Source organism: Streptomyces sp. NPDC048001 (assembly GCF_043203115.1).
Lineage (GTDB): Bacteria > Actinomycetota > Actinomycetes > Streptomycetales > Streptomycetaceae > Streptomyces > Streptomyces sanyensis.
On the sequence record NZ_JBIDBN010000001.1, the window covers coordinates 490,472 to 500,147 of the forward strand.

Annotated in this window: 10 protein-coding genes; 4 read left to right on the forward strand and 6 right to left on the reverse strand. The window is 74.9% G+C overall.

Features of this window, described 5'->3' with window-relative positions; genetic code table 11:
- Positions 1-110 precede the first annotated feature (110 nt).
- A complete protein-coding gene (locus ACGF15_RS02055) occupies positions 111-755 on the reverse strand; it encodes an HAD family acid phosphatase (RefSeq protein WP_392796589.1) in 645 nt (214 codons plus the stop codon).
- A 77-nt stretch (positions 756-832) separates the two neighbouring features.
- Between ACGF15_RS02055 and ACGF15_RS02060 the strand changes: the two genes are divergently transcribed.
- On the forward strand, positions 833-1,120 hold the full coding sequence (locus tag ACGF15_RS02060; protein WP_392796590.1) for an AraC family transcriptional regulator: 288 nt from the start codon (positions 833-835) through the stop codon (positions 1,118-1,120).
- Between the two features lie 33 nt (positions 1,121-1,153).
- On the opposite strand, the gene ACGF15_RS02065 is transcribed toward ACGF15_RS02060, so the two are convergent.
- Positions 1,154-1,630 carry an NUDIX domain-containing protein gene (locus ACGF15_RS02065; protein WP_392796591.1) on the reverse strand — a complete coding sequence of 159 codons (477 nt, stop codon included), beginning with the start codon at positions 1,628-1,630 and terminating at the stop codon, positions 1,154-1,156.
- Between the two features lie 36 nt (positions 1,631-1,666).
- Positions 1,667-2,614: a beta-ketoacyl-ACP synthase III gene (locus ACGF15_RS02070; protein WP_345608865.1), complete on the reverse strand. Its 948-nt coding sequence runs from the start codon at positions 2,612-2,614 to the stop codon at positions 1,667-1,669.
- A 302-nt stretch (positions 2,615-2,916) separates the two neighbouring features.
- Between ACGF15_RS02070 and fdhD the strand changes: the two genes are divergently transcribed.
- Positions 2,917-3,756 carry a formate dehydrogenase accessory sulfurtransferase FdhD gene (gene fdhD / locus ACGF15_RS02075; protein WP_362613856.1) on the forward strand — a complete coding sequence of 280 codons (840 nt, stop codon included), beginning with the start codon at positions 2,917-2,919 and terminating at the stop codon, positions 3,754-3,756.
- 144 nt (positions 3,757-3,900) lie between these two features.
- Here fdhD and ACGF15_RS02080 read toward each other — a convergent pair whose 3' ends face one another.
- Positions 3,901-5,340 carry a condensation domain-containing protein gene (locus ACGF15_RS02080; protein WP_392796592.1) on the reverse strand — a complete coding sequence of 480 codons (1,440 nt, stop codon included), beginning with the start codon at positions 5,338-5,340 and terminating at the stop codon, positions 3,901-3,903.
- A 415-nt stretch (positions 5,341-5,755) separates the two neighbouring features.
- On the opposite strand from ACGF15_RS02080, the gene uppS reads away from it, so the two are divergent.
- Together uppS and ACGF15_RS02090 are read left to right on the forward strand one after the other, a co-directional pair.
- The gene (uppS, locus tag ACGF15_RS02085) at positions 5,756-6,454 is read left to right on the forward strand and encodes a polyprenyl diphosphate synthase (protein ID WP_392796593.1); all 699 of its coding nucleotides are present in this window, start codon (positions 5,756-5,758) and stop codon (positions 6,452-6,454) included.
- Positions 6,451-7,962: an oxygenase MpaB family protein gene (locus ACGF15_RS02090; RefSeq protein ID WP_345608873.1), complete on the forward strand. Its 1,512-nt coding sequence runs from the start codon at positions 6,451-6,453 to the stop codon at positions 7,960-7,962. Before uppS ends, ACGF15_RS02090 begins: the two co-directional genes overlap by 4 nt.
- Positions 7,963-7,989: 27 nt before the next feature.
- Here the strand turns inward: ACGF15_RS02090 and ACGF15_RS02095 are convergent, their stop codons facing one another.
- Together ACGF15_RS02095 and ACGF15_RS02100 are read right to left on the reverse strand one after the other, a co-directional pair.
- Positions 7,990-8,400 (reverse strand): (2Fe-2S) ferredoxin domain-containing protein, encoded by a 411-nt coding sequence (locus tag ACGF15_RS02095; protein WP_345608875.1) that lies wholly within the window; start codon positions 8,398-8,400, stop codon positions 7,990-7,992.
- 109 nt (positions 8,401-8,509) lie between these two features.
- Positions 8,510-9,556: a bile acid:sodium symporter family protein gene (locus ACGF15_RS02100; RefSeq protein WP_392796594.1), complete on the reverse strand. Its 1,047-nt coding sequence runs from the start codon at positions 9,554-9,556 to the stop codon at positions 8,510-8,512.
- Positions 9,557-9,676 lie beyond the last annotated feature (120 nt).

The window sequence follows — 9,676 nt, forward strand, 5'->3', positions numbered from 1 at the left end:
AGGACCCCAGGGCCCCAACGCTTCACGGCTTCAGGGCCCCAACGCTTCAGGGCTTCAGGGCTTCAGGGCTTCAGGGCTTCAGGGCTTCAGGGCTTCAGGGCTTCAGGGCTTCAGGAGAGCTTGCCACCGTAGTCGGGCAGCTTGAACGCCCGCTCCGCGTGCCCGCCGACGATGTCGGTGGTGCTGTTGCCGATGTTGGCGATGATCGTGTATCCCTTGGCCTCGATCTCGGCCCGCTTCTCCGTCTTGTAGGTGCTGACCTCCTCGAACAGGTCGGGCAGATCGCGGACGTAGAGGCCGTCGACGGGGTAGCCGGCCTTCTTCAGGTTCCAGTCGGTGAGCGATCTGATGATGCCGGGGCGGGCGGTGACGAAGAAGACGGCGACACCCTGCGAGTCGGCGTAGCGCGCGAGTTCGCGGACGGGCGCCACGGCGGGCGTCGGCAGCTCCCAGAACCAGTGGAAGTCCGTCTCCAGCGCGGTGTTGTCGATGTCGAGGACGATCGCCTGCTTCTGCTGTCCCGCCTGCTCGGCGCGCTCCTCGACATAGGGCCGCGCCTCGGCGACGACGGCGGCGACGTCGCGCTGCCAGGTGGCGTAGTCGACGTCCACCGGCACGATGGCGGCCGCGGAGGCCGGGGCGGTGCGCTCGGGGGCCGTGTCCGCGGCCGAGGCCGAGGTGGCCGGGACGGCGACGAGGACGGCGACCGCCGCGAGTCCCGCGGCGGCGCGCAGGGCGATGGCATGTGCGTGCATGGGGGGTCTCCCGGGTGTGGAACCGACTCATGTCCCGCTCGCCGAGGCCGGACGAGCGGTTGTCATGCTCGCGCTCAATGGTGGACGGCAGGCGACCATCCCACTACCTGTCGGTAGCATCTTTTTCCGCCCCCCACCGGCGCGCGGGCCCCCGGGCCGTGGCCGGGGACTCCGACGCCTTCCCCGAGGCGCTCCAGCGGCTGTGGCGCGACGTGTTCACGCAGTGGAGCCCGGTTCACGCAGTGGTTCCCGGCGAGCGGCTTCCGCAGCAGGCCGGCCCCGAGATCCGGCGGGCCCGGGTCGCCGCCGGCGGCTCGACGGCCGAGGCGGAGCCGCGGATCCCCGTGGAGCGCGTCCCGGGCTGAGGGGGGCCGGTGCCCCGCCCCCGGGGGGCGCCGTCAGCCGCCGCCCTCGCCGAGGAGGTCCAGCAGCCGGTCGAGGAACGCGCGCTGGGCGGCCACCAGCCGCGGGCGGGCGGCCTCGGGAGTGCACCACCGGGCGCGGTCGATCTCGGGGAACTCCCGGCGGTTCCCCGAGCCCGGCGGCCACTCCATGGTGAAGGTGCCCGGCACCACCAGCCCGGTGTCCAGGTCGCCCTCCAGCGCCCAGGCGGTGACGATCTTGCCGTTGCGCTGCCGGACCTCGCCGAGCGGCCTCCAGGCCCCGGGCGGCGGCCGGAGACCCAGTTCCTCCTCGAACTCGCGCCGTGCGGCGGCGGCCGGTTCCTCGTCGGCCGTGTACTCGCCCTTGGGGATGGACCACGCCTCCCCGTCACGGCCGGCCCAGAACGGTCCGCCCATGTGCCCGATGAGCACCTCCAGCAGGCCGCCGCTCCGGCGGTACAGCAGCAGCCCCGCACTCCGCTTCGTCGCCATGGGCCCAGTGTGGCGCGGCGGGGGCCCGCTCGGGGCTCAGGGGCAGCGGATCACCTGTCCCGCGTACGAGAGGTTCCCGCCGAACCCGAAGAGCAGCACCGGGTCGCCCGAGGCGATCTCGCCGCGCTCGACCAGCTTGGACAGGGCCATGGGGACGGAGGCGGCCGAGGTGTTGCCGGAGTCGACCACATCGCGGGCGACCACGGCGTTGACCGCACCGATCCGCTGGGCCATCGGCTCGATGATCCGCAGGTTGGCCTGGTGGAGGACGACCGCGGCCAGGTCCTCGGGGGCGAGGCCGGCCTGCTCGCAGACCCGGCGCGCGATCGGGGGCAGCTGGGTGGTGGCCCAGCGGTAGACGGCCTGGCCCTCCTGTGCGAAGCGCGGCGGGGTTCCCTCGATCCGCACGGCGTGGCCCATCTCCGGGACCGAGCCCCAGACCACCGGGCCGATCCCGGCCTCCTGACCGGGACCGGCGGCCTCCACGACCGCCGCGCCCGCTCCGTCGCCGACGAGGACGCAGGTGCTCCGGTCGGTCCAGTCGGCGATGTCACCCATCTTGTCGGCGCCGATCACCAGGGCCCGGGTGGCGGCACCGGCGCGCACGGTGTGGTCGGCCGTGGCGAGGGCGTGGGTGAAGCCGGCGCAGACGACGTTGAGGTCCATGACGGCGGGCGCGCCCATGCCCAGGCGCGCCGCGACCCGGGCGGCCGTGTTCGGGGAGCGGTGCTCGGCGGTGGAGGTGGCGACCAGCACCAGGTCCACGTCCGCCGGGGTGAGGCCGGCGGAGGCGAGGGCCTTCGCGCCCGCGTGCGCGGCGAGTTCGTCGACCGGCTCGTCGGGGCCGCCGATATGGCGGGTGGAGATCCCGACCCGGCTGCGGATCCACGCGTCGCTGGTGTCGACCATGGCCGCCAGATCGTCGTTGGTGAGGACCCTGGCGGGCTGGTAGTGCCCGACGGCGACGACACGTGAGCCGGTCATGGTGGTTCCCCTCGGTACTGCGGTGGCGATGAACCACCCAGTCTTGGCTGCTACCAGCGGGTACGGGGGCAGGTGATCCCACAGCTTCGCGGCCCAGGATTTGGAGGCTTCCCCTCCGCCTGCCCCGGCGTGGCGGCGGGGCGGGCGCCGCGAGGCCCGGAGCGACCGTACGGGACAATGGGGGCGCCGAGGTCCGCGCGGCGTTGGACGGCCGGGGGACCGCGGCGCCCGCCGCGGCACGGGTGGTGCCGCTTTCCGGTGTGTCCGGCGGTTGCCGGACCAAGGACGAGTGGACTGAAGGCATGGGACGGGTCACCGAGCGCCGCCGCACCCTCCGCATCCGCGACGGGGCCGTCTCCGCGCGCCCCGACACCCTGGTGGCGGAGGAGCCCCTGGAGATCCGCCTCGACGGGAAACCACTGGCCGTCACGATGCGCACCCCGGGCGACGACTTCGCCCTCGCGGCGGGCTTCCTGGTGAGCGAGGGGGTCCTCGGTTCGGCGTCCGAGCTCCGGACGATCGTGTACTGCGGGGGTGCGCGGGAGGACGGCTCCAACACCTACAACGTGGTGGACGTGCGGCTCGCTCCGGGCGTCCCCGTTCCGGACATCACCCTGGAGCGCAACGTCTACACGAGTTCCTCCTGCGGGCTGTGCGGCAAGGCGAGTCTGGACGCGGTCCGCACCACCGCCCGGTTCCCGGTCGAGGACTCGCCCCCGGTGCGGGTCACCCCGGCGCTGCTGTCGCTGCTGCCGGACCGGCTCAGGGCCGCGCAGCGGGTCTTCGACCGGACCGGCGGGCTCCACGCGGCGGCGCTGTTCACGCCCGAGGGAGAGCTGGTGGACGTCCGCGAGGACGTCGGTCGGCACAACGCGGTGGACAAGCTGGTGGGCCGGGCGCTGCGGGAGGACCGGCTGCCGCTGTCCCGCTCGATCCTGCTGGTGTCGGGGCGGGCGTCCTTCGAACTGGCGCAGAAGGCGGTGATGGCGGGCGTCCCCGTGCTGGCGGCCGTGTCCGCGCCGTCCTCGCTCGCCGTGGACTTGGCCGCCGAGTCGGGGCTCACCCTGGTGGGCTTCCTGCGCGGCAACGGGATGAACGTGTACACGGGGGCCGAGCGGATCGACGTCGGGAACGGCGCCTGAGCGCCGCCGGCACGCGGGGGGCGGCGCGCGGGACGGCCGGGCCGTGCGGCCCCGTCCCGGGGCACGCCGCCCGCTCCCCCGGTCCGAGGCGCCCGCCGGTCGGCACCGGGCCCTCGTGCGCCGGGGTGCCGGGGTGCCGGGGCGTCATACCGGCGCGGGGACCCGGCGGGGCGCGGCGGTGGCGGCGTTCCCCGTCCGGGCCACGCATCGCAGGATCTCGCGGAAGGTCTCCGCGAACCGGTGCAGGTTCGTCGCGGCGACGCCGGTGTCGGGGTGGCGGGCGAACAGGTAGAGGCCGTCCGGCGCGCACATGGCCCACAGGCACGCCTTGCCGCTGTCGGAGATCCGGGTCAGGAGGCGGGCGTTCCACCGGGCCCAGTCCTTCGCACCGGGGAGTTCGCGCAGGTCCATGTAGGAGAGCAGCGAGAACGGGTCCGGCTCGGTTCTCCGGTAGTCCACGCCGAGGAGTTCGGAGACCCGGAAGAACGGGACGCGGGCCACCCGGCGGGCCTCCCGGGCCGCGGCCTGGGCGAGGGGGAGGGCCGTGCGGAAGTCGCAGGCGGGCGGCAGGTCCACCTCCACCGGGCCGACGCCCACGAACCAGCCCACGGAGAAGGTCCATTCCGCGCGGGATCGGGTGTGGAACGGCATCACGGTCCGGTACGGTCCGGGTGCGCCGAGCGCGCTCGCGGTCATGGCGGCCGCGGCGAGCACCCCGGAGGGCAGGATGGTGTCCTCGGCCCGGCAGACGTCCGTGAACGCGGCCGTCTCGGCAGGGTCCAGCAGCCACCGGAACAGCGACTTCTGGGGCAGCAGCTCCCCCTCGCGGGTCCCCAGCGGCAGCGGGAAGCGCGGCGGCCGTCCGCCGCAGTCCGCGAGGAAGCGCTCCCACGCCAGGACGGCGGGGTGCCCGCGGTCGATCCCCTGCGCCTCGTGGCGTTCCACGGCGCTGTAGCCGACGTGGCTGCCGGTGGCCGCGAGCACGGGGGCGCGGCCTTCACGGGCGGCCAGGTAGAACTCACGGACCTCCTGCACCATGCCGAACAGCGTGTAGCCGTCGAAGTGCAGGTGGTCGAAGGCCAGCAGCACCGTCACCGAACCGGTCCGCTGCACGGTCTCGACCACGAAGCTCGGCCACCGCAGCGTATGGGTCCCCGCGTCGAGCCGGTCCCGCAGGAAGCGGTTCAGCGCCGCCGCGTCCCCGAAGTCCCCCAGGGCCTCGCAGCTCAGTTCGATCGCGTCCGCGGGCAGGGTGAAGCGGTGCATCTCCCCGCCCGCCATCTCCCCGCCCGCCTGGCGGAACCCGCTGCGCAGGGACTCGTGGCGGCCCATCCAGGCGACCAGCGCCCTGCCGAAGGCCCCGGTGTCCAGCTCGTCGGGCAGCTCGAACGCCACACCGGCCCAGTCCGCCGTGCGGGTGCCGAGCTCCGTCAGCCGGGCCATGGTGCGGATGTGGGACTCCTGGTTGTACGAGGGAGGCGCCGCGTCCCGCCCGGCCCGGCGCGCGGCCGAGAACACCGAAGGGTGCAGCGTCCATTCCCGTACCAGCCCCGGCCGCACGGCGTAGTCCTCAAGCTCCGTCATCTTCATGTGCGGGACAACGAGGCATCACGGCGACGGACACTCGGACCCCAGGGGCACCGTGTGCGCACGCCCGCACCCCGTCTCCCGGCGGCGGGGTGCGGGGCCGCCGGAGCGGAGCGCCTGCGGCGGCCGTGAACGGCGCCTCGTACGTACGAGCCAAGGGTGACGGCATCCGGTAGTGCCCGCGCCGCCCTCCCCGGCGGTGCCAGAATCCCGGCAGGCACCGCGCCGGACGGGGGCGCGGGCGAGGCAGGGGGCGGCGAAGCAGGTGGGGTCGACCGTGCGTGGCGGTACCGGGTGGGCGGCTCCGGACGGAAGGGCCCGGAGCGTCCCCGGCGGGGCGGCTCCGGACGGGAGCGCCCGCAGCGTCCCCGGCGGGGCGGCGGCGGGGCCCCGGCCGGGACGGCCGCGGCACGTGGCATGCGTGATGGACGGCAACGGCCGCTGGGCGAAGCGGCGTTCGCTGCCGCGCACGGCGGGCCACGAGGCCGCCGAGGCCACCGTCATCGACGTCATCGAGGCAGCCAGGTCGGCCGGTGTGGAGTGGCTCAGCCTGTACGCCTTCTCCACCGAGAACTGGAACCGGCCCGGTGCCGAGGTCGACCATCTGATGCGGCTGGTCCGCCGGGTCGTGCGCAAGCACGCGCCGCTGCTCCTCGCCCGCGGCATCCGCTGCCGCTTCCTCGGCGTCTCCGACCCGCGGATCCCCCCGGGACTGGCCCGGGACTTCGCGGACCTGACCACGCTGACCGGCGGCAACCGGGCCATGACGCTGACCGTGGCCTTCGACCACGGCGGGCGCCGGGACATCGTGGAGGCGGCCCGCTCGCTGATCCGCGGCGGGACGCCCGCCGAGGAGGTGACCGAGCAGCTCTTCGCGGCGCATCTGCCGTTCCCCGACACCCCGGACGTGGACCTCGTCATCCGCACCTCCGGCGAGCAGCGCATCTCCAACTTCATGCTCTGGAAGGTGGCCTACGCCGAGTGGGTCTTCCCCGAGGTGCTCTGGCCGGACTTCCGGGCCCCCGACTTCCTTGCCTGCCTGCACAGTTACGGGCGCCGGGAGCGCCGCTTCGGCGGCCTGCCGCCCCAGTCGAACGGAGAGACCCGATGACGACCGGTACAAGCGGCGAGAACGCGCCCCGCACGGACACCGGACGACCGGCCGGCGGACCCGACCTCCTCGGCCCCGACGCGCACTTCCAGGCGTTCTTCGACGACCCCCGCTGGGCGCTCGCCCTCATCCGCGCGACGGTACTGGAGGCGGCCCACCCCCAGGTCGGCGCCGCCCTCGCCGCCAACTCCACCTTCGTCGCACACCCCTGGCGCAGGCTCCGCAACACCCTGCTGAGCCTGCGGCGGATGTTCGACGCCGACCCCGCGGTACGCGAGCGGGAGGCCGCCCGGCTCAACCGGCTGCACGGCCGCATGAGCGGCTCCGACGGCCGGGGCCGGGCCTACGACGCGATGGACCGCCCCACCCGCGCCTGGGTGGTCGCCACCCTCTTCGAGAGCGCCGTCACCATGTGCCGGCTGAGCGGCCAGCCCCTCGACGGGGACACCGTGGAGCGGCTGTACGCGGAGCACCGGGCGTTCCTCGCCGTCCTGGACGGGGACGCCTCGGAGCTCCCCGAGGACCTCCCCGGCTTCTGGCGGTACTTCGACCGGGTCGTCGAGAACGAACTGGAGAACACCGAGGCGGCGCGCGTCATCCTCTTCCGGCTCTTCGACCACCTGCCCGCCCCGGCGCTGCTCGACGGGGCGCCGGCGCTGTGGGCGGCGGGCCGTGCCGTCGCCGGGCCGCTCCTCGGCGCGATCACCGTCGCCTCGCTCCCCGAACCGTACCGCCGGAGGGCCTGCCTGCCGGAGATGCCCGGTGCCCGCACCCTCATGCAGGGTGCCTACCTCGCCGCCGGGCTGGCGCGCTTCCTGCCCGAGGGCTGGCTCGACGCAGAGAGCGCCATCCACCTCCTGACCCTCTCGCCCGGCGACGAGGACCCGCAGTCCCGGACCGCCGCGGCCCTGCACAGCCGCATGAAGCGGGCCTCGGCCCTGCTCCGCCTGCTCGCCCCGCTCGGCGGGGGCTCCGGTCCGGATCCGGCGCCCACCGCGCGTCCGGCCTCCGCCGCGGGCCGGCGGGAGGAGCGGCGTCCGGCGGAGGAGTTCTTCCGGCAGGTGCTGGACCAGACGGGCGACGGCTACCTCGACTGGCCCGACCTGGCCGCCATGGCCCGCGAGCTCTGCACCCGCCTCGACCTGGACGAACCCGAGGAGACCCGGCTCTACGACGCCTTCGCCGCCTGGTGGCGCGAGCTGCAGGCCGCCCTCGACGCCGACGGGGACGGGCGCGTCAGCGCCGAGGAGTACGCCGCCGCCGTCCCCTCCCTCGCGGGGCCCGCCCTCATCCGTGTGGCGGAGGTGCTCTTCGACGCCACCGACAAGGACGGCAGCGGGACCATCGACGCGGACGAGTACCGGGCCCTGTTCCGGACCGCCTTCCACCGCGACCTCACCGGCACCGACGGGGTCTACGGCCGCAGCGCCTTCGTCGGCGACTTCCTCTCCTTCATGTCCGCCCGGCGCACGAGCACCCCTTACGACGCCGTGCTCGCGGACGCCTGAGGTCCCTGCCCCACGAGGTCAGCCAGGTCAGCGTCGGGCCCGGCGGCGGGCCTGGGAGGGCGGCGGGATCATCTGGAGGGTGAGGGCGGCCGGGGGTTCGGCGATGCCCGGTCCCCCGCTCCCGGCCCACCGGATGACGTCCTCCACGGCGTCCTCGTCGAGCGCCCAGCCGATCCAGGCGGCACGGGCACCCCGGCGGCGCCCCTCGGCGGAGGGCTGCACCACGATGACGTTGGCCTGGCCGCAGGGGCCGAGGCAGTCGCTGGTGCGGACGGCGAAGCGGCCCGCGGAGGCCTCGGACGCCTGGTGGAGGCGGGCGAGTTGGCCCGCGTGGTCGGTGCCCGGGTTCTTGCGTGCGTCGCCGCAGCAGCAGCCTCGGCAGACGACCAGGGTGCAGGGGCGGGCTCCGAAGGCGCGTAGCGCGAAGGTCGTCGTCACCCGGCGATCCTCGCAGCCCGCGGGCGCGGGCGGCACCGCGGGCGGCCGTCCGGGGGCGAGGCGTTGATCACGTGCACGGCGGCGGTGCGGCTCGGGCGCCGGCGGGCGATCAGGCCGGGACGGTCCCGGGGAGCCCGACCGCGGCGCCCGGTGCGGGATCCTCGCCGCGGGGGTCGCGCCCGCGCCGCTTGGCGATCACGGCGCACACCATCAGCTGCATCTGGTGGAACAGCATCAGCGGCAGCACGGCGAGGGCCGCCTGGGCGCCGAACAGCACGGCGGCCATGGGCAGTCCGGCGGCGAGGCTCTTCTTGGAACCGGCGAACTGGATGGCGACGCGGTCGGCGCGTCCGAAGCCCAGCCGCCGTGCCCCGTACCAGGTGAGGGCGAGCATCGCGGCGAGCAGCAGGGCCTCGGCGCCCAGCAGCGCGGCCAGGCGCCCCGGGGTGACCCGGCCCCAGATCCCCGCGGTCATCCCCTCGCTGAAGGCCGTGTAGACGACCAGCAGGATGGCACCCCGGTCGACGCGGCCGAGGAGCCTGCGGTGCCGGTCGAGGAGCCCGTGGAGCGCGCCCCGCAGGAGTTGCCCGGCCAGGAAGGGGACGAGCAGCTGGAGGGCGATCCGCAGCAGCCCGTCCGGCGACACGCCGCCGGCGGTGCCGCCGAGGAGCAGGGCGGCCAGCACCGGGGTGAGGACGAGGCCGGCGAGGCTGGAGAAGGAGCCGGCGCAGACGGCCGCGGGCACGTTGCCGCGTGCCATCGAGGTGAAGGTGATCGAGGACTGGATCGTCGACGGGACGAGGCACAGGAAGAGCAGCCCGTCGGCGAGCGCCGGGGTGAGCAGCGGCCCGGCGGCGGCGCGGGCGGCGAGCCCGAGGAGCGGGAAGACGGCGAAGGTGGCGGCGAGCACCGTCAGATGGAGCCGCCAGTGGCGGAGCCCGTCCAGGGCCTCCCTCGTCGACAGCCGGGCCCCGTACAGGAAGAACAGCAGGGCCACGGCGGCGGTGGCCGCCCCGCCCGCGGCCTCGGCCGCGGTGCCGGAGGCGGGCAGCAGGGCGGCGAGCCCCACGGTGGCCAGCAGGGCCAGGACGTAGGGGTCGACCGGCAGGCGGTTGGGGGCCTGCAGCGGCACACGCGGGAGTCGGGGGCGGTTCATGGGTCCGTTCGGCGGCGGTCGGGGGAACGTACCCGCCCCATGATCCGCTCCCGAGGGCGATCGGGAAACCCGCACACTGCACTGACTGCCATCATGTTTCGTGATGACGATGCTGCTGGC

Bases quoted from the DNA above. Each gene is read 5' to 3' on its own strand.
- ACGF15_RS02055 (WP_392796589.1), bottom strand. From the start codon at position 755: ATGCACGCACATGCCATCGCCCTGCGCGCCGCCGCGGGACTCGCGGCG.
- ACGF15_RS02060 (WP_392796590.1), top strand. From the start codon at position 833: ATGGTGGACGGCAGGCGACCATCCCACTACCTGTCGGTAGCATCTTTT.
- ACGF15_RS02065 (WP_392796591.1), bottom strand. From the start codon at position 1,630: ATGGCGACGAAGCGGAGTGCGGGGCTGCTGCTGTACCGCCGGAGCGGC.
- ACGF15_RS02070 (WP_345608865.1), bottom strand. From the start codon at position 2,614: ATGACCGGCTCACGTGTCGTCGCCGTCGGGCACTACCAGCCCGCCAGG.
- fdhD (WP_362613856.1), top strand. From the start codon at position 2,917: ATGGGACGGGTCACCGAGCGCCGCCGCACCCTCCGCATCCGCGACGGG.
- ACGF15_RS02080 (WP_392796592.1), bottom strand. From the start codon at position 5,340: ATGACGGAGCTTGAGGACTACGCCGTGCGGCCGGGGCTGGTACGGGAA.
- ACGF15_RS02090 (WP_345608873.1), top strand. From the start codon at position 6,451: ATGACGACCGGTACAAGCGGCGAGAACGCGCCCCGCACGGACACCGGA.
- ACGF15_RS02100 (WP_392796594.1), bottom strand. From the start codon at position 9,556: ATGAACCGCCCCCGACTCCCGCGTGTGCCGCTGCAGGCCCCCAACCGC.